The sequence below is a fragment of the Microvirgula sp. AG722 genome (assembly GCF_003269145.1).
In the GTDB taxonomy this organism is placed as follows: domain Bacteria; phylum Pseudomonadota; class Gammaproteobacteria; order Burkholderiales; family Aquaspirillaceae; genus Microvirgula; species Microvirgula aerodenitrificans.
The window spans coordinates 51974-75857 of the sequence record NZ_QLTJ01000007.1 but is presented as its reverse complement, the minus strand read 5'-3'; the positions used below and the strand labels follow the sequence as shown (position 1 = coordinate 75857).

The following is a 23884-nucleotide window of genomic DNA, read 5'->3' as shown; positions in this document are numbered from 1 at the left end:
GATGTTCCCGAATGCGTTCCAACGCCCGCTGCTGGGCCTGGCGATCGCCGCTGCCCTGCCGGCGGCCGCCCTCGCCGATGACGAAGTCGTGCTGACGCCGGTGGTCGTGTCCGACCGGCAAGGACAGGCCGTGCCGCTGGCGCCGACGGCCGGGCAGGCCCGCGCGAAACTGGCCCGCGTGCCTGGTGGTACCAATCTGGCCGAGCCACAGCAGGAAACCCGGCTGGCGACGCTGCGCGATGCGCTCGACTACCAGCCGGGCATCATCATCCAGGACTTTTTCGGCGGCGCGGACCAGCCCCGGCTGAGCATTCGCGGTTCCGGCATCCAGAGCAATCCGGTCAATCGCGGCGTGCTGCTGCTGCAGGACGGGCTGCCACTGAACGAGGCCGACGGGTCATTCATCATCGGCCTGCTCGAACCGCGCAACAGTGCATTCATTACCGCCCGGCGCGGCGCCAACGCGACGACGCCGGGGGCGACCACGCTCGGCGGCGAGCTGGACTTCCAGTCGATGACCGGCGCGGACGGGCGCGGGCAGTTGCGGCTGGAAGGCGGCAGTTTTGGCCGCCAGGCGCTGCAGGCTGCCGTCGGCGGGCAGGGCGAGCAGCTCGACGGCCGCCTCAGCGTCAGCGCCGACAACTACGACGGCTACCGCCATCACTCGGGATCGACGCGCAGCAGTGTGCAGGCCAATACCGGCTTCCGTCTTGGCGACCGCTTCGAGAACCGCAGCTATCTGTCGTGGACCGACCTGCAGTTCGATATCCCGACCGTGGTGCCCAGGGACCGCATCGACAGCAATCCGCGCGGCGTCATGGGGGACGGCAATACCGCGCAGGACAAGCTGCTGAATGTGTACAGCCGCGACCCGCGCCGTGCCGCGCGCCAGCTGCGGCTGGCCAACCGTTCGCAATGGGGAGACGACGCACTGCGGCAGGGGTTTGGCGTGTACTGGCAGAATACGGACGACCGCTTCAACAACCAGACCAGCACCACCGTGACCGACAGCGAGACGGTCGGCGCGCAGTGGACGCTGGACGGCAAGTGGCGGCAGCTCGATTACCGGCTGGCGCTGGCGTGGTCGCGCAGCGACATGGACCGCGAGCTGTATGCGACCAGCCCGAAGACCGGCCAGCCGATGCAGCGTTTCGGCAACTATGCGCTGCAGGCGGAAAACCGCGAGGCGCTGGCCGGGCTCGGCTGGCAGTTCGCACCGGACTGGCAACTGGTCGGCGAGGTCAAGTGGAGTCATGTGGTGCGGGATGCGCGCAGCCGCGACGACGGCTCGTCGCTGGACCAGTCCTGGGACTATGCCACGCCAAAAATCGGCCTGAACTGGACGCCGAGGCCGGGCCTGCGCGGCTACGCGAATATCAGCCGCAGCAACGAGGCACCGACCTACTGGGAAATCGTCAGTGGTGAAGTGTCGCCGCAGAATCCGGCCGGCGCCCGCGCGGAACTGGTCAAACTCGGGGTACAGAAGGCGACCACGTTCGAGATCGGCACCGAGGCCGAGCTGCTGGCCGGCCGGCTGAACGGGTCGCTGACGGCGTATTACAGCGATGTCGATGACGAACTGATCTCGACCACCGACGGCTACGGCATCAGGGTCGGCACCTACAACTATGCCGGCGGTACCCGCCACCAGGGGATCGAGGCCGGGCTGAACGGCTCGCTGCCGGTGACGGCCAGCGGCGCCATCGATTACCGGCTGGCGTGGACCTACAGCGATTTCCGTTTTCGCGGCGGCGAATTCGCCGGCAATCAGATCGCCGGCGTGCCGCGCCATCTGATCAGCGCCGAACTGCTGTACCGGACCGGCGACTGGCGCTTCGGCCCGAATGTGCGCTGGCTGCCGCAGGCGACACCGACCGACCATGCCAATACGTCGTCGATCTATCAGGACCCGTATGCACTGCTCGGCTTCAAGGTCGACTATCGCCGCAACAAACAGCTCAGCCTGTTCCTGCAACTGGACAATATTACCGACGAGCGCTACGCCAGCAGCTACGCAATCCGCAACAAGGCAACCGCCGCCCAGCCGGGCTTCCTGCCCGGCAACGGCTTCAGCGTGTCGGCCGGGCTCGGTTACCGCTTCTGATGCCGATCAGGCCTTCAGTGTCGCGTACTGACCGATGGCGTCGACGACCGAGCGGGCGCCTTCGCTGATCCGGTTCATGGTGGCGCCGGTGGCCTCGGTCAGCGACACGCTCTGGCCGACCTGCGCCTGGACCTGTTCCATATGGCTGACGGCGGTCCGGGTCCGTTGCTGGATCTCGGACACCATGGCACCGATCTCGGCGGTCGACGAAGCGGTGCGCTCGGCCAGCTTGCGCACCTCGTCGGCGACTACGGCGAAGCCGCGGCCGGTTTCGCCGGCACGCGCGGCTTCGATGGCCGCGTTCAGTGCCAGCAGATTGGTCTGGTCGGCGATGTCCCTGATGGTCTGCACGATTGATGTGATCTGGCCGGAACGGGCGCCGAGCGCCTGCACGTTCTCGCCGGCCTGACCAATGCTGTCTGCCATCTTCTGGATCTCGTCGACATTCAGGCGGATCGAGTCGACGGCGGAATTGGACATCGACAGCGTGTCCTGCGACACGCGGTAGGCGAAGCGCGCACTCTCGCTTTCCTGCTGTTGCTGGAGCACGTTGGCCGTCACGTCGCTGGCGAACTTGATCACCGAGATGACCGTGCGGCCATCGCTGCCGAATACCGGGTTGTAGCTGGCTTCCAGCCAGCGCGGCGTGCCGTCGCGGGCAATGCGCTTGATCTGCCCGCTGAACAGCTTGCCGCTGGCCAGGTTGTGCCAGAACGCCTGGTATTCGGCGCTGGCCGTGAATTCGTCTTCGCAGAACAGCCGGTGGTGCTTGCCCCGGATGTCGTCCAGCCGGTAGCCCATCACGTTCAGGAAGTTGTCGTTGGCATCGCGGATCAGGCCGTCCGGCGCGAATTCGATCACCGCCATCGCGCGATCGATGGCATTCAGCTTGGCCTGCATGACCGCCTCGGCATCGACGCTGGCGGTGATGTCGGTGGCGAATTTCATGTAGCGGACCACCCTGCCGGTCGGGTCCAGGATCGGGTTGTAACTGGCTTCCAGCCAGACGATGCGGCCGTCGGCGGCCTTGCGCCGTACCCGGCCGCTGAAGGATTCGCCACGCTTGAGCCGCTCCCAGAACTGCCGGTAGGCCGGGCTGGCGGCGTCTTCCGGCAGGCAGAAGGTCGCATGTTTCCTGCCCACGACTTCTTCGCTGTCCCGATAACCGAGCGTGCGCAGGAAATTGGCGTTGGCGCTCAGCACCGTGGTGTCGGGATCGAAGGTGATGATGGCCGAGGCGCGGTCCAGCGCCTGCATGATCGCAGCCTGCTCATCGACCTGCTGCTGTAGCGCTGCGCAGGCCTGCTTCAGTTTGTTGTTGAACATTGCAGTCGTCTTTTCATACGGGCTTGATGGCGTATATGTTTTTCCCTCCGGTCCGGGCGGGCAACGGCAGGGCAAACGTGTAGTCTGGCGTGCTTATGACACAAATATTGTGTTCAGGTACAAATACTTGACAGAGATTCTCGCCTGGCATGCCCCGCCGTTGCAGGGAAAGCCTGGCCGGGGGCAGACCGGCTTGCCGCCGTCATTTTACTCCGCGGGTCCGCAAGTCGAGCTGCCGGGAGCCGTTCTGATGTCGCAGGGCAAACCCTCGTGCCGGAAAACGGAGCAGAATCGGATACGGATCCACCGTATTACCCACATCCGGAAGGAAACATCATGCGTACCATTGATGGAAAAGTGGCCCTGGTTACCGGGGCTGGTCAGGGAATCGGCCGTGCCATTGCCTTGCGGCTGGCGAAGGATGGCGCGGATATCGCCATCGTCGACCTGCACCAGGACAAGATGGCCGCCGTGGCGGCCGAAGTGGCGGCGCTCGGACGCAAGGCCACGACTTTCGTGGCCGATGTCGGTGACCGCGATCAGGTGTACGCGGCGGTGGAGCATGCCGAGAAGACGCTCGGCGGCTTCGACATCATGGTCAACAACGCCGGCATCGCCCAGGTCAGGGCGCTGCTGGATGTCACGCCGGCGGAAACCGAGCGCATTTTCAGGATCAATGTCGACGGTGTGCTGTGGGGCATCCAGGCGGCGGCGAAGAAGTTCAGGGCGCGCGGGCACAAGGGCAAGATCATCAATGCCTCGTCGATCGCCGGCCATGAGGGCTATGCGCTGCTCGGCGTCTATTCCGCGACCAAGTTCGCCATTCGCGCGCTGACCCAGGCGGCGGCCAAGGAACTTGCCTCGTCCGGCATCACCGTCAATGCCTACTGCCCGGGCGTGGTCGGCACCGACATGTGGGTCGAGATCGACAAGGGCATGGTCGAAGCCACCGGTGCCGAGCCGGGCGCGACCTATCGCAAGTTCGTCGAAGGCATCGCGCTCGGCCGTGCCGAGACGCCGGACGACGTGGCCGCCTTCGTGTCCTATCTGGCCGGTCCGGACGCCGATTACATGACCGGTCAGGCGCCGATGATCGACGGCGGGCTGGTGTACCGCTAAGGCGGCCACCGGTACCGTTTCCCGGCAACCCTGCTACGCCCGCCCGTTCGTCGTCGCGGAGTGTGTGGACAGTCTGAGCCCCGCTTGCGCGGGGCTTTTTCATGTATTTGCCGGGCGGTATCAGCAAACAGGCTAAACAGGTAAGGTAACGGCAGTTGTCGATTCCGTCCGCATGCGCTGCCCTTTCGGGGCTGTCGACCGCTGTTTTGCCCCTTTTCTTCGTCCTTGCCTGCCGATCGTCATGAAACTGAAAACCACCCATACCCTCGCCCTGCTCGCCATCGCCCTGGCTTCGCCGTGGTCGATGGCCGCGAGCGTGTTGTCCTTCTCCCCGCAGAACGAGGTGCGCGAGATCCAGCAGGTGCGGGCGACGTTTTCCGCACCGATGATCCGCATGGGCAATGTGTCCGCGCCGGCGCCGTTCGACATCGACTGCGCGCAGAAGGGCAACGGCCACTGGATCGACGATCGTTCGTGGGTCATGGACTTCCCGCACGGGGTGCCGGCGGCGACCACGTGCCGCTTCAGTGTCAGGCCGGCGCTGACCACGCTGGCCGGTGAGGCAATCAGCGGCCAGCGCCAGTTCCGCTTTTCCACCGGCCCGCTGGCGGTGGTGGAAAGCGCACCGTACAACGGCGGCACCATCGACGAGGACCAGACCTTTGCCCTGCGCTTCAATGGCCGGGTCGCGGCTCCAGTACCGATGTTCTGCCAGGTCGAGGGATCGCCGGAACGGCTGCCGGCCCGGCGTGTCGCCGCTGCTGACCGCAATGCGCTGATCAGGCACCTGGGCTGGCAGCAGCAGGCGGCCAATGTCGACGCGGTCAGCTGCGGCCAGCGCCTGCCGGCCGGCAAGCGGGTCAAGCTGGTGCTGACGCGTCCGGGCAGCGCCGAGCGGCAGACGCTGGAGTACCCGGTGCGCGAGGCCTTCAATGCCTCGTTCACCTGCAAGCGCGAAAGCGCAAAGGCAGCATGCATTCCGCTGCGTCCGGTCACGCTGCATTTCTCGGCGCCGGTCACGCGCAAGCTGGCCGAGCAGATCCGGCTGCGGACGCCGAACGGCGAGCGCAAGCCGGATTTCGGTCGCGAAACCGAAAGCACGGTCTACGAGGTCAGCTTCAAGCCGCCGTTCCCGCCCAATGCCGCGTTTACCCTGACGCTGCCGGATGGCTTCAGGGATGACAGCGGTCGCACGCTGGACAACCGGGCCTCGTTCCCGCTCGCGTTCTCCACCGCCTCGGCACCGCCGCTGGCCAAGTTCGCCGCCGCACCGTTCGGCATTGTCGAACTGAATGCCGACCCGGCCATCGCGGTCACGCTGCGCGACGTGGAGGCCGGCCTCGATGTCCGCCAGATCCAGGTTGGTGCCAACAACCTGACCGTGACCGACGACCGCTCGATGATGGACTGGCTGGCCCGGGTCGAACACTGGCACGAGACGACGACCCTGGTGCGCGGCAAGCCGGTGGAGACCCGCCGCCTGAGCCTGCTGCAGGGGCAGCACGGCGTGCAGGCGATGCAGGTGCCGATGGTGCAGGACAAGAGCGGCAAGTGGCCGTTCTCGGTGGTTGGCATTCCGGCGCGCGAACCGGGCCTGCACGTGGTCGAACTGAAATCGCGCCTGCTCGGCAAGTCGCTGCTGGCCGAGGACGCGCCGATGTATGTGCGCACCGCGATGCTGGTGACCAATCTTGGCGTGCACCTGAAGCGCGGGCGGGACAATGCGGCGGTGTGGGTGACCACGCTCGACCGCGCCCGGCCGGTGGCCGACGCGCGGGTGTCGGTCTACGACTGCCGCCGCGAGCTGTTGTGGCAGGGCAAGACCGATGCGCAGGGCGTGGCCCGCATCGACCAGCCGCTGGATGAAGCCGGGCGCTGCCCGGACGGCGGGCTGTACGGGCTGTTTGTCACTGCGCGCAAGAAGGATGCGCAGGGCCGCGAGGACGTGTCCTTCGTGCGTTCCGGCTGGAACCAGGGGATCGAGCCGTGGCGCTTCCCGGTGCCGACCGACACCACGCCGCAGCCGACCGTGCGCGCCAGCACCGTATTCGACCGGCCGCTGTTCCGTGCCGGCGAAACGGTGTCGATGAAGCATTTCCTGCGCGTCGAGACCGCTCGCGGTCTGGCATTGCCGAAGGCCGGGCAGTTGCCGGACCAGATGACCGTGACCCATGAGGGCAGCGGCGAGGAGTACCGTTTCCCGCTGAGCTGGCGCGGCGGGCGCCATGCCGAATCGAGCTTTGCCCTGCCGAAGGCGGCCAGGCTTGGCATGTACTCGGTGACGCTGACGCGCAAGCCGACCCGCCAGTCGGGCGACACCCGTCCTGCCAGTATCGATCTGGACGGCATCACCCTGTACACCGGCCGCTTCCGGGTCGAGGAGTTCCGCCTGCCGGTCATGCGGGGCCAGCTGGGCACCGATCCGAAGACCACCATTGCGCCGGGCCGGGTACCGGTGCGGGTGTCGATGGCCTACGGCACCGGGGGGCCGGCCAAAGGCCTGCCGGTGGAAGTCAGCGCGATGCTGCGCGCACGCTACGACCAGGCCGACGGCTATGACAATTTCAGTTTCGCCGCACCGGAAAGTGCGCGCGGCGAACCGCAGAAGTCGCTGGACGGCAAGGTGGTGCTGGACAAGTCCGCTTTCACCCTCGACGGCAATGGCAATGGCCAGACCGCCGTGCGCGAGCTGCCGAAGCTCGACCGGCCATACGACATGGTGATGGAGGCGACCTACAGCGACCCGAACGGCGAAGTGCAGACGCTGTCGCGCACGGTCACGCTGTGGCCGGCCGGCGTGCGCGTCGGGCTGGCGGTCGACGACTGGGTCGCAGCCGGCAAGCGGGTCAGCCTGAAGGCAGTGGTGCTGGATACCCGCGGGCAGCCGGTGGCCAACCGCACGGTCAGCGTCAGGGCGCGCCAGCATGAATACCTGTCGACCCGCAAACGGCTGGTCGGCGGTTTCTATGCGTATGACCATCAGGAAACCAGCAAGGATCTGGGCCAGGTCTGCGATGGCAAGACCGACCGCCGTGGATTGATGTTCTGCGAGATCGAACTGGCCCGGGAAGGCAGCATCGAGCTGATCGCCGAGGCCGATGACGGCAACAGCCACAGCGCCCGTGCCGCGCAGCGCATCTGGGTCAGCAACCGCGACGAGATGTGGTTCGACGTCGACAACAATGACCGCATCGACGTGCTGCCGGAACAGAAGCGCTACCAGCCGGGCGATACCGCCCGCTTCCAGGTGCGGATGCCGTTCCGCAAGGCGACGGCGCTGCTGGCCATCGAGCGCGAGGGCGTGATCGAGACCCGGGTGATCGAACTCAGCGGCAAGGACCCGTCTTTCGAGCTGAAGATCGGGCCGGACTGGGCGCCGAACGTCTATGTGTCGGTGCTGGCCGTGCGTGGCCGCGTGCGTGAGGTGCCGTGGTATTCGTTCTTTACCTGGGGCTGGAAGACGCCGCGCGACTGGTGGGATGCCTTCCGCAACGAGGGCGGCGAATACCAGGCGCCGACCGCCATGGTGGACCTGTCGCGACCGGCCTTCAAATACGGGCTGGCGGAAATCACCGTCGGCAGCGCCGGCCACCAGCTGGCGGTGACGGTGACGCCGGACAAGCCGGTATATTCGATCCGCAAGACGGCGACGGTCAGGGTCCAGGTCAAGCTGCCGAACGGCCAGCCGGTTCCGGCCGGCACCGAAGTGGCGTTCGCGGCGGTGGACGAGGCCTTGCTGGAACTGCAGCCGAACACCAGCTGGAATCTGCTGGACGCCATGCTGCAGCGACGCAGTTATGGCGTGGAGACCTCGACCGCGCAATTGCAGGTGGTCGGCAAGCGCCACTTCGGTCGCAAGGCGCTCGAGCCGGGCGGCGGCGGCGGCTTTGCGCCGACGCGCGAGCTGCTGGATACCCTGCTGACCTGGCAGCCGCGGGTGGTGCTGGACCGGACCGGCAGCGCCACCGTCAGCGTACCGCTGAACGATGCGCTGACCCGTTTCCGGCTGGTGGCGATCGCCGACGCCGGCTCGGCGTACTTCGGCACCGGATCGGCCACCATTACCGTGACCCAGGACCTGCAGATCACCGCCGGCATTCCGCCGCTGGCGCGATCCGGCGACCGGGTCGAGGCCGGCATCACCGTGCGCAACGGCTCCGGCCGGGCGATGAAAACGGTAGTGGAGGCACAGGCGCCCGGCCTGCCGGCACTGGCTGCGCAGACGGTGCAGATCCCGGCCGGCGAGGCACGCGAGGTCAAATGGAATGTGGTGGTGCCGGCCGGCATCACCACCCTGCCGTGGACGCTGACGGCGAAGGAGCAGGGGGGTGAACACGCGCAGGACCGGCTGGCCTTCAGCCAGCAGGTCGAAGCGGCCACGCCGGTCACGGTGCAGCAGGCCACGCTGCGCCAGCTGGATGGTGAACTGGCGATCCCGGTCGGCCTGCCGCCGGGGGCCGAGCCGGGCCGCGGTGGCGTCTCGGTGCAGTTGCAGGCGCGGCTGGCCGACGAACTGCCGTCGGTGCGCGACTGGTTCCGGCGCTATCCGTTCACCTGCCTCGAACAGCGTTCGTCGATCGCCATCGGCCTGGACGACAAGGCGCGCTGGGACGCGATCATGGCCGAGCTGCCGACCTATCTGGACGGCGACGGGCTGGCGCAGTACTTCCCGTCCCAGGAAGGCAGCCGCGCCAGTGGCAGCGACACGCTGACCGCCTATCTGCTGTCGGTATCGAACGAAGCCGGCTGGACGATTCCCGATGCGGCGCGCGAGCGCATGCTGACCGGGCTGACCCGGTTTGTCGAAGGGCAGTTGCGGCGTGATCTGTGGATGCCGCGCGATTCCGGCGATGCACGCCGGCTGGCGGCGCTGGAAGCGCTGTCACGCTACGACCGTGCCCGGGCGCGTCAGCTCGATACCGTGACCATCCAGCCGAACAGCTGGTCGACGGCGATGCTGATCGACTGGCTGTCGCTGCTGCAGCGCCTGCCCGATGTGGCCGACCGTGACGGCAAGCTGCATCAGGCCGAACAGATCCTGCGCAGCCGGCTGACCTATCAGGGCACGCGGCTGGTGTTCTCCACCGAACGTGATGACTACTGGTGGTGGCTGATGGGCAACGCCGACGTCAATGCGGCGCGGCTGCTGCTGGTCGCCAGCAAGGTGCCGGGCTGGAAGGACGATGTGCCACGGCTGCTGACCGGATTGCTGGCGCGGCAGCAGAAGGGCGCCTGGTGGACCACCAATGCCAATGCCTGGGGCACGCTGGCGGTGAAGCGGTTCGGCAGCCAGTTCGAAACCCGGCCGGTGACCGGTCAGGTGCAGCTGGCGCTGGGCGCCGGCAAGCGGGCCGTGCCCTGGACCACGCCGCAGCCGGCAGCGGTGATGCTGCCGTGGCCGGGACGCGGTCAGGCCTCGCTGACGCTGGCCCAGCAGGGCAGCGGTGCGCCATGGGCGACGGTGCAGGTGCTGGCGGCCGTGCCGCTGGGGGCGCCGCAGGCGGCCGGCTACCGTGTCAAAAAAACCATCACGCCGGTGCAGCAGAGCGTGTCCGGCCAGTATTCGCGCGGCGATGTGCTGCGGGTGAAACTGGACATCAGCGCCCAGGCCGGCATGACCTGGGTGGTGGTCGACGACCCGGTGCCGGCCGGTGCCAGCATTCTCGGCAGCGGCATGGGCCGCGATTCGCAGATCGCCACCCAGGGCGAACAGCAGAGCGGTGACGCGTGGCCGGCCTATGTCGAGCGACGCTTTGCCGGCTATCGCGCCTACTACCAGTACGTGCCGCGCGGCGGCTTCAGCGTCGAGTACAGCATGCGGCTGAACAATGCCGGCGTGTTCCGGCTGCCGCCGACCCGGGTGGAGGCGCTGTATGCGCCGGACGTGTTCGGTGCGGCGCCGAATCCGCCGTTCACGGTAAAGGCGAAGCCGTGAGGCTGGCCGGAACCGGGCGCGGGCTGGCGCTGCTGGCCGCGCTGATCATCGCGCCGGCTGTGCAGGCAATGCCGGACTTTCAGCAGGTCAAGGCCGGCTGGCGTTCGTCCGACGTGGCCCTGATGGATCGTAACGGCCAGCCGCTGCAGCGCATGCGGGTCGATGCGCGGGTGCGCCGGCTGGACTGGGTCACGCTGACCGACATCTCGCCGGCCATGCGCCAGGCGCTGGTGATGTCGGAGGACCGCCGCTTCTATCAGCACAGCGGGGTGGACTGGTCGGCGGTGGCCGCCGCCAGCTGGGGCTATCTGTGGAACCAGCGCACGCGTGGCGCCTCGACACTGACCATGCAGCTGGTCGGCCTGCTGGACGACGATCTGCGGCGCGGCGCGCAGCGGCGCTCGCTGGTGCAGAAAGTCGGGCAGGGGGTCAGTTCACAGTGGCTGGAACGCCGCTGGAGCAAGGCGCAGATCCTCGAGGCATACCTGAATCTGGTCAGTTTCCGGGGCGAGATCGTCGGTCTGGATGCGCTGGCGGCGTCGATGTTCGACAAGTCGCCGTCAGGGCTGAATGCCCACGAATCCGCGATCGCCGTGGCGCTGATCCGCGCCCCGAATGCCAGTCCGGACCGGGTCGCGCAGCGCGCCTGCGGCATTCTGCGCGACATGGGCCGCGTCGGCACAAAGGCGCAGGACTGCGCCCGGATCGATGCCGAAACCCGCTTTGCGCTGGCGCGGCACGGCAATGACTATCTGCGCGGCGAGCAACTGGCGCCGCATTTCGCCCGCAAATTGCTGGCGCGGTCGCCGCAGGCGGCCGGCAGCACCGTTCGCACCACGCTGGACGGCGATCTGCAGCGTTTCGCCACCCGTGTCCTGCGCCGGCAGCTGGCCGATCTGCGCCAGCGCAATGTCGAGGATGGGGCGCTGCTGGTGCTGGACAATGCCAGCGGCGACATTCTGGCCTGGGTCGGTTCCAGTGGCGATCTGTCGCGGGCCGGCGCGGTCGATGGCGTGACCGCCCTGCGCCAGGCCGGCTCGACGCTGAAGCCGTTCCTGTACCAGATCGCGCTGGAAGGGCGCTGGCTGACGGCGGCGTCGCTGCTGAACGACAGCCCGCTCGACCTGCGGACAAGCAGCGGCCTGTATGCGCCGCAGAACTACGAAAAGGATTTCAAGGGGCCGGTTTCGGTCCGTACCGCGCTGGCCTCGTCGCTGAATACGCCGGCGGTCCGCACCATCGAGATGGTCACGCCGAACCGGCTGCGCCAGCGTCTGTACGACCTCGGCCTGAGCAGCCTGTCCGAGTCCGGCGACTACTACGGTTACAGCCTGGCGCTGGGCTCTGCCGATGTCCGGCTGCTGGAGCTGGTCAATGCCTATCGCACGCTGGCGACCGGGGGACTCGGCAGTCCGCTGCGCTGGCAGGTCAGGGACCCCCGGCCGGCGCCGGCCCGGCAGCTGGATGCGCGCAGCAGCTTCATCATCAGCGACATTCTGTCCGACCGCACCGCGCGGGCCCGCACCTTCGGTCTGGAAAGTGCGCTGGCCACCCGCTTCTGGAGTGCGGTGAAGACCGGTACCAGCAAGGACATGCGCGACAACTGGGCGGTGGGCTACTCGCGCCGCTACACGGTCGGGGTGTGGGTCGGCAATGCCAGTGGTGCGCCGATGTGGGACGTGTCCGGCATGCACGGTGCGGCGCCGGTCTGGCTGGCACTGATGAACCGGCTGCACGATGGCGTACCGTCACGCCCGCCGGCACCGCCAGCCGGGGTGGAGCGACGCCAGGTGCGCTTCGAGCGGAACGTCGAAGTCGCCCATCGCGAATACTTCCTGCCCGGTACCGCGCGCGACATGATCTACGCGGCCGATGATGACCGCCGCAGCCGCACGCGCGGCATCGGCAATCCGGTCGATGGTGCGATCTATGCGCTGGACCCGGACATCCCGCCGCAGAACCAGCGCGTGGTGTTTCGCGCCAGCGGCATTGCCCGGCCGCAGTGGTGGCTGGATGGCAGGCTGCTCGGCAGCGGGGCGACGCTGGCCTGGTTCCCGATGCCCGGGCGCCACGTGCTGCAGCTGCGCGACCGTCAGCAGGTGATCGAGCAGGTACGGTTCGAAGTGCGCGGGGCGTTTCTGAAAGCGGGGACGGTCAGGAAGGGGACGTGATGCCGGCATCGCCAGGGCGATCGCACTGGGTGTGCTTCCCGACCACGGCAGACCCGCAAGCCTGTTGACCAACAGGTTTCAGACTGCTCATGAAGGTGGGCACAGACGGTTGCAGTGGCGTCGGTGCACGCCCGACTGACAGAAACTGTCGTGAACACGGCAGCCTGCCTGATTGAACCCTGCCTCTTCCGTCCCCGCCGCCGCGGGGAAACCTCGCTTCGCTCGTCCATTCTTCGTGGACGGGGTTTGTGGACAGTCTGAAGTCTGTTGACCAACAGGCTCGGGTTGTTCGCTGTCCGGCATTCTGTCCTGCCGACTCAGAATGCCCGGAACAGCTGCAGGCTGGCTGCACCACCGCTGTCCCCGCTGCCGGTCAGGCCGGCCAGACGCACCCGGGCGGTCCAGTCGGCATAGCGGGCGTCGAGCTTCAGACTGGCGGCGACGCGGTCCCGGCCGTGCCGCGCCGAGGTCTGCCCGACTGTGAAGCCGTCGATCCGGGTCTGGCTGTGCTGGCTGCTGCGACCGAGTGTGCGCTGGTAAGCGATGCTCAGACCGGGGAGCAGGGCCCAGCGTCCGCGCTGCCAGCGTTGTTCCAGATCGATGCCGGCCAGCGCGGTCTGCGTGGACAGCGTGCCGCGCTCGACGGAAAGGGGCAGTTCGCCGCCGTGCTCCCGGAACGCGCGCAGATGACCCCGGCTGCCCTGCAGACCGGCATGAGGCGTGATCATGCTGTCCGGCGTGGCCGGCCAGCGATAGCCGCCGGTCAGGCCGGCACTGTAAAGCCAGCCGCCGGTGTCGCCTCGCGTCTGCCCCAGCGGCGCCAGATTGCGCGTGATCGTACTGCTGGCGCGGCTGACGGCCAGTTGCCCGCCGATATACGGCCCGTGACCGAGCGCACGAAGCCCGTAGCGCGTCGCCACGCCCAGCTGGAGCAGGTCGGTCCGGGCGTGGGCGGAGACCGCGCTGACCGTGTCCTTGCCTGGCGAGAAACCGCCGCTGAACGCCAGCCGTTCGCTGACCGGCAGGCTGACCCCCAGCCGCAGCGTGCTGCTGTGCTCCTTGCTGGCGGCGATGCCGGGCCGGGCGCTGCTGCGCGCCCGCTCGCTGACCGCATCCAGCCACCAGCGCTTGCCACCCGGGACTTGTCCCGGGTGGCCCAGCTGCGTCTGCAAGGCGGACTGCAGTCGCAGCGGTTGCTGCAGCAGTGCCGCACCGAGGTCGGCATGGATCTGGCCACCGATGGTTTGCGGCAGGCTGCCGGCGTGCCCGGCCAGCGCCTGCTGCAACCAGCGGTTGTAGCGGCTGTCGCCCAGCGCCTGCGGATGATCGCGCAACTGATTGAGCAGGGTGGCGCCACGGGCGGCATTGGCCGTCAGCGCCTGCTGGCCGGGAAGCGTTTGTGGATGAACGGCGACACGGATGCCGTCGGGGGCGAACAGCAGGTCATGGCGCTGACCGGCGGCATTCAGCGCCGGGTCCTGCTGCAGGCGGTCGAAGCGGCCGTGGTAGCGTGCGCCGGCCGTGGTCCTGAGCAGTGGCCGGCTGCCTGCCGTCAGACCGGACGGTATCAGTGTGCCGCCGAGCATGGCCTGGGCCCGGGAACCGGACAGCACGAGCGGTGCGGCGGCAAGCCGCGTGCGGCTGTGCCGTCCCAGGATCAGCGAGTGGTGAAAGGTCAGTGCACGCGATGCCTGCTGCGACGCCAGGCTGCCGTCGATCCGGGTCGGCGCCCGGATATCGCCGCTGCCGCTCAGGGTGCCTGCCGGTGCCACGTCCAGTGCCGGGCCCTCCAGCGAGCCGTCGACACGCAGCTCCCCGCCCTCGACCCGGCTTGACTGGCTGAAGACATGGGCCTGTTCCAGCGTCAGCAGCCCGTCATGCACGGTGACGCCGGCAAAGCGGTTCCGCATGCCTGCCAGCGACAGTGTGCCATTGCCGGCCTTGCCCAGCCGGCCGCCGGCGACGATATCGTTGCGCCAGACATCGCCCTCCGGGTCGCTGGCACGGTCGAGATGGTAGACCGGGTCGCCAAGCAGCTGTTCCGGCCCCTGCAAGGCTCTGGCCACGTTCAGCCGGCCCCAGCCCTGGGCCTCGCTGACCCGCTCTGCGCCCTCGGGCGTTGCCGTACTGAGCATGACGCCGCGTACCTGGGCCATGGTCATGTACGGGAAGCGTTCCCTGATCAGCCCGGCTGCACCGCTGACCAGCGGCGCGGCCATCGAGGTGCCCTTGACGCGAACCAGGTTGTAGGCCGGACCGGTGTCGGCCGGGGCATGGCTGGCGCTGGCCGCATAGATGTCGCCCGGCGCACTCAGGCACCAGTCCTTGCTGACGCCGCACTGGTTCGAGTACGCCGCCAGCCGGCCTTCCGCATCCAGCGCGACCACGGACAGGAAATGGGGCTCGAGCTCAGGCAGGTAGCGCGGCAGGGTCGCCATCAGGCCCGGCTGGGCACGGTGCTCATTGCCGGCCGCGAATACCAGCAGGACATCCTGCCGGGCGGCGGCACGCAGGCTGTCGATCAGCGGCGCGTTTCCCGTGTCGAGTTGCCTTGCGCGTCGATAGGCGGTATCGACATCCGCCGGGCGATCACCGGCCGCTTCGTCATTCCAGCTGTTGTTGATCACGCGCAGCGCGGACACATCCCGGTACAGGGTGCGCAGGCCATGGCTGAGCAGTTGCTGGTCGAGAGGCTGGAACAGGGTGTTGTCATTGCCGGCCTCCGCGCTTTTGCTCCCGTGTGCCGTGGCGAAAATCACGTCGGAGGGGGTCATCGATGACAGGTACAGGTCAGCCTCGGGCGCGATGCCGCCGAGGTAGCCAAGATCGGGATAGGCCCGCCCGGCAATGGCGGCGCTGACGGACGCACCGTGCGTGGCATAGCCGCGCTCGTCCCGCTGCAGTACGCGGGCGTCGAAAATCAGCGTGTTGCCGTCGATATTCAGGGTGCTGTCGAGCGGATGAAAATTGGGCCCGGACAATAACGGGTGCCGGACCAGAAAGCCCTTGTCCAGCACGCCGATGGCGACGCCCTTTCCCCTGAAACCGGCGCGCCGGGCGGCATCGGCGCCTGTAGCCGCGATTTCCCAGCTGACCGGCAGCGGTTCGGCCACTTGTGCGGGGGCGGCAGGGGCATAAAATGGTGCGGCAAGGGAAAGCGCCGTCATATTGCCAACCCGTTTCAAGCGGGCACCGGGCATGCATTTTCTCGCAGACATTTATAATCTCTATTAAATAAAAATTTGACCGCGGAAATAATTAGTGGCTTTGATGTGTCAATGACGTAATGGATAAAAAAAGCAGGGTCGAAGGGGCGTCAGGCAGGGCCTCTTCCAGCATGAGCGGGAATGAAAATATCGGTTGGCAATGCCTGATCACCCACTGAGCTGCCGGTAAAACTAGCGTTTTCCCGCTGCGATCGTCAAATCCGGTCTGAATACAACAGCCTTCGCCGGTGGCTGACAGGATTTAGCCAGACTAAATAGCCAGCCAGAACAAATCGTTTGAAGAATCGGCCTTTCCCCCTGAAAATCCGGGAAGCAGTTCCCCCGGTGCAGCATGCAAAGGTCACGGTCAATCATGAATCCCGCCAGTCTCGCCCGCCTGTTCCTGCTTGCCGCACTCTGGGGCGGCAGCTTTCTGTTCATGCGCATTTCGGCCCCGGTGCTGGGGGCCGTGCCCACGGCATTCGGCCGCGTGCTGCTGGGCGCTTTCGGCCTGCTCGCACTGGTGCTGCTGCTGCGGGTGCGGCTGTCGTTCCACGGCAAACTCGGCGCGGCGCTGGCGCTGGGAGTGATCAACTCCGGCATCCCGTTCCTGATGTACGCGCTGGCGGCCCGGGTGCTGCCAGCCGGCTACAGCGCCATTCTGAATGCGATGACCCCGTTGATGGGCGTGCTGGTCGGCATGGCCTGTTTTGGCGAGCGGATGACCGGCGCCAGGGCCGCCGGCGTACTGGTCGGGCTGGCCGGGGTCGCCGTCCTGACCCGTACCGGGCCGCTCGATGTCAGCGGGGCCGTGTTGTGGGGCGTGGCGGCCTGTCTGCTGGCGACGTTCTGCTATGGGCTGGCCGGTTTTCTGACCCGGCGCTGGATTACCGCACGCGGCGGCCTCGACAGCCGGATCGTCGCTCTGGGCAGCCAGATCGGTGCAGTATTGATGCTGCTGCCGTTTGCCGCCCTGGATGTCTCGACCCGTTCGATTCCCTGGGGCGAGGTGGAGGCCCCGGTGTGGATGTCGATGCTGGCGCTTGGCCTGCTGTGCACGTCGGCGGCCTACATCCTGTTCTTCAGGCTGATTGCCGATGTGGGACCGCTGAAGGCGCTGACGGTGACTTTCCTGATCCCGCTGTTCGGCGTGTTCTGGGGCTGGCTGATCCTGGGCGAAGCTGCCACGCTGGCCCACGCGCTGGGTGGGGGCATGATTGCCGCCGCCCTGTGGCTGGTGCTGCGACCGATACCGGACGCGCGGCTGGCCACCGCTGCGCCGCCCCCCGCCGCGTCGGCGCATTCGCCGGCATTGCCGGCGGCAGGTCCCGCCGGAGGCGATGGCGCGGCCGGCGAGGATGACTGGTCTGTCTGACCGGGACCGCCCGGGTCGCTCCGGTGCGGAAGGCTTCCATGGCGTCATCTCCGGCCCCACACCCGGCTCACGCCGGGATTTCAACGACCGCCCTGGACAGAAATAAACAAAAACCCCCACAAAGCTCAATCATTGCGGGGGTTTTGTCGTCCACCGGCATCCGGTGGCGTCCATGCTCAGGCTCAGACGTTGAACAGGAAGTTCATCACGTCGCCATCCTGCACCACGTATTCCTTGCCTTCCGAGCGCATCTTGCCGGCTTCCTTGGCCTTGGCTTCGCCGCCGCAGGCGATGAAGTCGGCGTAGGAGATGGTCTGCGCGCGGATGAAGCCGCGTTCGAAGTCGGTGTGGATGACGCCGGCCGCCTGCGGCGCGGTGTCGCCGACGTGGATGGTCCAGGCGCGGACTTCCTTTACCCCGGCGGTGAAGTAGGTCTGCAGGCCGAGCAGCTGGTAGCCGGCGCGGATCAGCCGGTTCAGGCCCGGTTCGGCCAGGCCGAGGCTGTCGAGGAATTCCTGCTTGTCGGCATCGTCGAGGTCGGCGATTTCCGATTCGATCGAGGCACAGACCGCCACGACCGGTGCGCCTTCCTTGCTGGCAAAGGCCTTCAGGCGGTCGAGGTAGTCGTTGTTCTCGAAGCCGTCTTCGGCCACGTTGGCGACGTACATTGCCGGCTTGATGGTCAGCAGGCAGAACGGGCGGACCAGTTCGACGTCTTCCGGGTCCAGGCCGAGGCTGCGGGCCGGCAGGCCGGCGTCGAGATGGGCGCGGACCTTTTCCAGCACGGCGATCAGGCGGATCGCGTCCTTGTCGCCGCTCTTGGCCTTCTTGCCGTCACGGGTGATGGCCTTTTCGACCGTCGACAGGTCGGCCAGCGCCAGTTCGGTGCCGATGGTTTCAATGTCGGAGATCGGGTCGATCTTGCCGGCGACGTGGACGATATTGTCGTCGTCGAAGCAGCGCACCACGTTGACGATGGCATCGGTTTCGCGGATGTTGGCCAGGAACTGGTTGCCGAGGCCTTCACCCTTGCTGGCGCCGGCCACCAGACCGGCGATGTCGACGAATTCGACGATGGCCGGCTGAACCCGCTGCGGCTTGACGATCTTCGACAGTTCGTCGAGGCGCGGATCGGGCACTTCGACGATGCCGACGTTCGGTTCGATGGTGCAGAACGGGTAGTTCGCCGCTTCGATGCCGGCCTTGGTCAGCGCGTTGAACAGCGTGGACTTGCCGACGTTGGGCAGGCCGACAATGCCGCATTTGAGGCTCATGGTGTGTCCTTCGTCACGAGGGGCGGGCAAGCGGGCGACGCGCACGGGCGCATCGGCTTGCCGGCCGGAGTTCGACAAAGGCGCGATTGTAACACCCCCGGCGGGGCGTACCGCTTGCGCGTCAGCAGTCGGCCTTGCGTTTGCGCTTGCGCCACCAGACGGCGAACAGCGCCACTGCAATGACCGCCATCAGCGCATACAGGCCGTGCTGGCCGCGCGACACCATCTGCATCAGCCATTCGCGGTTGTTGGCGCCGAAGTGGCCGAGGTAGACCCAGATCGGCACGCTGATCAGCGCGGCAAGGCCGTCAAGCAGCAGGAAGCGCCAGAACGGGATGCGCCGCGACATGCCGGCAGTCAGGAAAATCGGGGTGCGCAGGCCGGGCAGGAAACGGGCGACGAACAGCACCCAGTTGCCGTAACGGGCAAATTTCTGCTGTACCATCCTGAACCGTTGTGGCGTGAGGATGCGACGGACGAACTTGAACCGGCGCACGCGCGGACCGTACAGGCGACCGATCATGAACATGGTCGAATCGCCCGCCAGTACGCCGGCCATGCCGACCAGGAACATCGTGTGTTCGTTGGTGTAACCGAGGCCGGAGATGATGCCGCCGGCAACCAGCGTGACGTCCTCGGGAATCGGTACGCCAAAACCGCACGCCAGCAGCACCAGGAACACGGCTGCATAGCCGTACCCGGTAAAAAAGTCGATCAGCGTTTGCAGTATGTCCATGCTTGGCGTTGGTTGAAATATTAAACGTTTTGTTTAAAAAAGCACCGCTCCAGCGGAGATGGTTGATACTATCACACCGCGTGTTGCCCCCTGCTTATCGAGATTTGCCCTACATCATGACCCGTCCGATTCAAGCGACGATAGATCTCGCCGCCATCCGTCAGAATTACCTGCTTGCCAAACGTCTGGCCCCCAACAGTTTTGCCTTCGCCGTCATCAAGGCTGATGCCTACGGGCACGGCTACTTGCGTGTCGCGCAGGCGCTCGCGCCGGTGGCCGACGGCTACGGGCTGATCAATATCGAGAACGCGCTGGCAATGCGCGAGGCCGGCATCACCCAGCCGATCCTGCTGCTGGAAGGCTGCTTCGACCGAGAGGAAGTCGACGTCGCCGTGGCGAACGGGCTGTGGGTGCCGGTGCATTCCGCCTTCCAGCTCGACTGGCTGCGCGCGCTGCCGGCCGGTGGCCGGCCGCTGGACGTGTTCATCAAGATCAACACCGGCATGAACCGGCTCGGCTTCCGGCCGGAGCAGGCCGCCGACGTGCTGGCCCGGCTGCGACAACTGCCGCAGGTCAGGGTGCGCGGGCTGATGACCCACTTCGCCACCGCCGATGACGACGAAGGCATCGAACCGCAGTTGCTGCGCTTCGACGCCGTCAATGCCAGACTGGATCTGCCGTGCTGCGTGGCCAACTCGGCCGCGACACTGCGCTACGACGTGGCGCGGCGCGAGTATGTGCGCCCGGGCATCATGCTGTACGGCGCGAGCCCGTTTGCCGACCAGTCGGCCGAACAGCTCGGCCTGGCGCCGACCATGAAGCTGGAAGCGGACATCATCGGCGTGCAGGAACTGCAGCCGGGCGACCGGGTTGGCTATGGTGCACGCTTTACCGCGTCGCAGCCGATGCGCATAGGTGTTGTCGCCTGCGGCTATGCCGACGGCTACCCGCGCATCGCCCGTGCCGGCACGCCGTGCGTGGTCGACGGCGTCCGTACCCGGCTGGTCGGCCGGGTGTCGATGGACATGCTGACCATCGATCTCGATCCGGTGCCGCAGGCCGGCGTCGGCAGCAAGGTCACGCTGTGGGGTGGCGACGGCCTGTCGATCGACGAAGTGGCCGCCGGCGCCGACACGATCGGCTATGAGCTCATGTGTGCGCTGGCCGCGCGCGTGCCGGTGGTGGTGGTCGGCGAATAATAAGTCTTGTCTGAAGCCGGGCTTGCCCGGTTTTTTTGCGTCCGTCGTTCGGTGCCGGATCAGGCGCGGCCGGACAGGCGGTCGGCCAGCGCGACCAGATCCGGGGCGATGTCCTGCTCCATCCGTTCCTGGCTGATCTGGTAGGCCGGGCTGCTGGCGTTGATCGCCAGCTTGGGCTGGCCCTGCAGCATCGGCGCGATCGGCACTCCGACCGCCACCACCTCATCGTCGTAATCGCCATAGGACGAGGTAAAGCCGCGCTGGCGGTACTGGGCCAGGGCGGTTTCGATGCGGGCCGCTTCGGCCGGCCATGCCTCGCCGTAGTGCTGCCCGAGCCGCGCAAACACCCGGTCGCGTTCGGCCGCCTCCAGCCCCGCCAGCCAGGCGCGGCCGATGGCGGTGCGGGTCATCGGCACATGCGAACCAACCGACAACTGCACCGTTACCCGCGCGCTGCTGCGCGTGCATTCCAGATAGACCATCTCCACCCCGTCATCGGTTGCCAGGCTGCACGACACCTGATGGCGGTCGGCGAACTCGCGCATCAGTGGCGCGGCCAGCGTGCGCAGCTCGAAGCGGTTCAGTTGTGCGGCGGCCAGCGCCAGCACGCGGAAACCGAGGGTATAGCCATTGTCGACCGCATTCAGATAGCCGAGCTGGGTCAGGGTGTAGGTCAGCCGTGACACAGTCGATTTCGGCAGACCGGTGCGGCTGGCCAGTTGCAGATTGGTCATGCGTGCGGCGGTGCCGTCGAAGGCGGACAGCACGTCCAGGCCGCGCGCCAGCGCGGTTACGAAAAGTCGGTCTTTGTCGGTATCGGTCATGGTCGGCAAAAAAAGGGGGAAAGACGGGGCAAGGGCTTTGACAGTCACCGGTGCCGAGGGTATCTTGATTCCACATATTAGAACAAAGTTCCGCCTGGCGGAATTAAATTTGTCGGACGCCCCGCACCGGGGCAGGCGAAATCCTCTGCAAAGGAGTAAATCACATGGCTGCAACGCAAAACCGGGCCCCGTTCCAGTGGGATGACGCCCTGCTGCTGGAAGCAGAACTGACCGAAGAAGAACGCATGGTGCGCGACAGCGCGCACGACTACTGCCAGGAACGGCTGCTGCCGCGTGTCCGCCAGGGCTTCCGTGACGAGCGCTTCGACCGCGAAATCATGAGCGAGATGGGGGAACTGGGCCTGCTGGGCTGCACCATCGACGGCTACGGCTGCGCCGGCCTGTCGCACGTGGCCTACGGGCTGATCGCCCGCGAAGTCGAACGGGTCGATTCCGGCTACCGCTCGGCGATGAGCGTGCAGAGCTCGCTGGTCATGCATCCGATCTGGGCCTACGGTTCCGACGAGCAGAAGGACCGCTATCTGCCGAAGCTGGCCAGCGGCGAGTGGGTCGGCTGCTTCGGGCTGACCGAGCCGGACGCCGGCTCCGATCCGGCCGGGATGAAGACCCGTGCCCGTCGTGTCGACGGCGGCTATCTGCTGTCGGGCAGCAAGATGTGGATCACCAACAGCCCGATCGCCGACGTGTTCGTGGTCTGGGCCAAGGACGACGACGGCGAGATCCGCGGCTTTATCCTCGAAAAGGGCATGCCGGGGCTGTCGGCACCGAAAATCGAAGGCAAGTTCTCGCTTCGTGCGTCGATCACCGGCGAAATCGTCATGGACGAGGTCCAGGTGGCGGATGCGCAGCTGTTGCCGAACGTCAAGGGCCTGAAAGGGCCGTTCGGCTGCCTGAACAAGGCCCGCTTCGGCATCGCCTGGGGGGCGATGGGCGCTGCCGAGTTCTGCTGGCATGCTGCCCGCCAGTACACGCTGGACCGCAAGCAGTTCGGCCGCCCGCTGGCCGCCAACCAGTTGATCCAGTTGAAGCTGGCCAATATGCAGACCGAAATCAGCCTCGGGCTGCAGGCCGCGCTGCGGGTCGGCCGGCTGCTGGACGAAGGCCGCGCCGCGCCGGAAATGATCTCGCTGATCAAGCGCAACAACTGCGGCAAGGCGCTGGACATTGCCCGTGTCGCGCGCGACATGCATGGCGGCAACGGCATCAGCGATGAATACGGCGTGATCCGTCACATGCTGAACCTTGAGGCGGTCAACACCTACGAGGGTACCCACGACGTGCACGCGCTGATTCTCGGTCGCGCGCAGACCGGCATCCAGGCCTTTTCCTGAGCGCAAGGAGTTCACATGTCCGGTCCGCTTTCCGGCATCAGGGTGCTCGATCTGTCCCGCGTGCTGGCCGGCCCCTGGGCCAGCCAGACGCTGGCTGATCTCGGCGCCGATGTGGTCAAGATCGAACGTCCCGGCAGCGGGGACGATACCCGCCACTGGGGCCCTCCCAACCTCGACGACGGCACGGCGGCCTATTTCCTGGCCGCCAATCGCGGCAAGCGCTCGGTCACGGTCGACATCAGCCGGCCGGAAGGCCGCGAGCTGGTGGCGCGTCTGGCGGCCGAGGCCGATGTGCTGCTGGAAAATTACAAGGTCGGCGGGCTGCGCAAGTACGGCCTCGACTATGACAGCCTGAAGACGGTGAACCCGCGGCTGATCTACTGCTCGATTACCGGCTTTGGCCAGACCGGGCCGTATGCACAGCATGCCGGTTATGACTACATCGTCCAGGGCATGTCGGGGCTGATGAGCATCACCGGCCCTGCCGACGGCGAGCCGCACAAGGTCGGGGTGGCGGTGACCGACCTGTTTACCGGCATGTACGCGGTCAGTGCCATTACCGCCGCGCTGTACGGGCGGGAAAAGAGCGGCCACGGCGAGCGGATCGATCTGGCGCTGTTCGACTGCGCCCTGACGATGCTGGCCAACGTCAACATGAACTGGCTGGTCGGCGGCAAGACCCCGCCGCGACTCGGCAATGGTCACGCCAATATCGTGCCCTACCAGGTCTTTGCCGCCAGTGACGGCCATTTCATCCTGGCCTGCGGCAACGACAGCCAGTTTGCGCGTGTCGCCGAGCAGGTCGGGCTGCCGGCACTGGCGCAGGACGACCGCTTCGCCACCAACCCGCAGCGGGTCGCCCATCGCGAACTGCTGGTGCCGCAACTGGCCGAAGTGTTCGCCACCCGTGGCCGCGATGAATGGCTGGCGCGACTCGATGCGGCCGGCGTGCCGTGCGGACCGATCAATACCGTCGACGAGGCCTTTGCCGATCCGCAGATTGTCGCGCGCGGTCTGCGCGCCGATCTGGTCGACGGTCATGGCCGGGCCGTGCCGCAGGTCGTGAGTCCGATCAGGCTGGAGGTCGAGCCGCTGGTTTATCATCGCGCGCCGCCGGCCCTGGGCGAGCACACCGATGAGGTACTGGCGGAACTCGGCTATTCCGGGGACGAGGTGGCAAGGCTGCGGGCGCAGGGCGTGATCTGAAACGCCGCATTCGCTATGCGATTTTTTGTGTAAGCGGCCGGCTCCGGCCGCTTTATC

The 23884-nt window shown here is 66.9% G+C and carries 13 protein-coding genes; 8 read left to right on the top strand and 5 right to left on the bottom strand.

Going from position 1 to position 23884, the window contains the following annotated elements:
* The first annotated feature begins 1 nt into the window (after position 1).
* On the top strand, positions 2-2104 hold the full coding sequence (locus tag DFO50_RS10905; RefSeq protein ID WP_112692501.1) for a TonB-dependent receptor domain-containing protein: 2103 nt from the start codon (positions 2-4) through the stop codon (positions 2102-2104).
* Between the two features lie 6 nt (positions 2105-2110).
* Here the strand turns inward: DFO50_RS10905 and DFO50_RS10900 are convergent, their stop codons facing one another.
* A complete protein-coding gene (locus DFO50_RS10900) occupies positions 2111-3430 on the bottom strand; it encodes a methyl-accepting chemotaxis protein (RefSeq protein WP_028499563.1) in 1320 nt (439 codons plus the stop codon).
* A 336-nt stretch (positions 3431-3766) separates the two neighbouring features.
* Here DFO50_RS10900 and DFO50_RS10895 point away from each other — a divergent pair, with 336 nt between their 5' ends.
* The 3 genes from DFO50_RS10895 (at position 3767) to pbpC (ending at position 12655) form a co-directional block, all read left to right on the top strand.
* Entirely contained in the window at positions 3767-4549 is a 783-nt protein-coding gene (locus tag DFO50_RS10895) for an acetoin reductase (protein ID WP_036386144.1), read from the top strand.
* 241 nt (positions 4550-4790) lie between these two features.
* Entirely contained in the window at positions 4791-10484 is a 5694-nt protein-coding gene (locus tag DFO50_RS10890) for an alpha-2-macroglobulin (RefSeq protein WP_112692500.1), read from the top strand.
* The gene (pbpC, locus tag DFO50_RS10885) at positions 10481-12655 is read left to right on the top strand and encodes a penicillin-binding protein 1C (RefSeq protein WP_233495240.1); all 2175 of its coding nucleotides are present in this window, start codon (positions 10481-10483) and stop codon (positions 12653-12655) included. Before DFO50_RS10890 ends, pbpC begins: the two co-directional genes overlap by 4 nt.
* A gap of 317 nt (positions 12656-12972) precedes the next feature.
* Here the strand turns inward: pbpC and DFO50_RS10880 are convergent, their stop codons facing one another.
* Complete coding sequence (locus DFO50_RS10880) at positions 12973-15822, bottom strand: S8 family serine peptidase (RefSeq protein ID WP_158537437.1); 2850 nt, start codon at positions 15820-15822, stop codon at positions 12973-12975.
* Positions 15823-16234: 412 nt separating this feature from the next.
* Between DFO50_RS10880 and DFO50_RS10875 the strand changes: the two genes are divergently transcribed.
* Entirely contained in the window at positions 16235-17236 is a 1002-nt protein-coding gene (locus DFO50_RS10875; protein ID WP_107889260.1) for a DMT family transporter, read from the top strand.
* A 182-nt stretch (positions 17237-17418) separates the two neighbouring features.
* Here the strand turns inward: DFO50_RS10875 and ychF are convergent, their stop codons facing one another.
* Together ychF and DFO50_RS10865 are read right to left on the bottom strand one after the other, a co-directional pair.
* Positions 17419-18510 carry a redox-regulated ATPase YchF gene (gene ychF, locus DFO50_RS10870; RefSeq protein WP_028499559.1) on the bottom strand — a complete coding sequence of 364 codons (1092 nt, stop codon included), beginning with the start codon at positions 18508-18510 and terminating at the stop codon, positions 17419-17421.
* A 121-nt stretch (positions 18511-18631) separates the two neighbouring features.
* Positions 18632-19246 (bottom strand): DedA family protein, encoded by a 615-nt coding sequence (locus DFO50_RS10865; protein ID WP_028499558.1) that lies wholly within the window; start codon positions 19244-19246, stop codon positions 18632-18634.
* 116 nt (positions 19247-19362) lie between these two features.
* Between DFO50_RS10865 and alr the strand changes: the two genes are divergently transcribed.
* Positions 19363-20445 (top strand): alanine racemase, encoded by a 1083-nt coding sequence (gene alr, locus DFO50_RS10860; protein ID WP_199489806.1) that lies wholly within the window; start codon positions 19363-19365, stop codon positions 20443-20445.
* A 59-nt stretch (positions 20446-20504) separates the two neighbouring features.
* Here alr and DFO50_RS10855 read toward each other — a convergent pair whose 3' ends face one another.
* On the bottom strand, positions 20505-21269 hold the full coding sequence (locus DFO50_RS10855; RefSeq protein WP_028499556.1) for an IclR family transcriptional regulator: 765 nt from the start codon (positions 21267-21269) through the stop codon (positions 20505-20507).
* Positions 21270-21433: 164 nt separating this feature from the next.
* On the opposite strand from DFO50_RS10855, the gene DFO50_RS10850 reads away from it, so the two are divergent.
* Together DFO50_RS10850 and DFO50_RS10845 are read left to right on the top strand one after the other, a co-directional pair.
* Positions 21434-22621 carry an acyl-CoA dehydrogenase gene (locus DFO50_RS10850; protein ID WP_028499555.1) on the top strand — a complete coding sequence of 396 codons (1188 nt, stop codon included), beginning with the start codon at positions 21434-21436 and terminating at the stop codon, positions 22619-22621.
* A 15-nt stretch (positions 22622-22636) separates the two neighbouring features.
* A complete protein-coding gene (locus tag DFO50_RS10845; protein ID WP_112692497.1) occupies positions 22637-23827 on the top strand; it encodes a CaiB/BaiF CoA-transferase family protein in 1191 nt (396 codons plus the stop codon).
* The last annotated feature ends 57 nt before the right edge of the window (positions 23828-23884 follow it).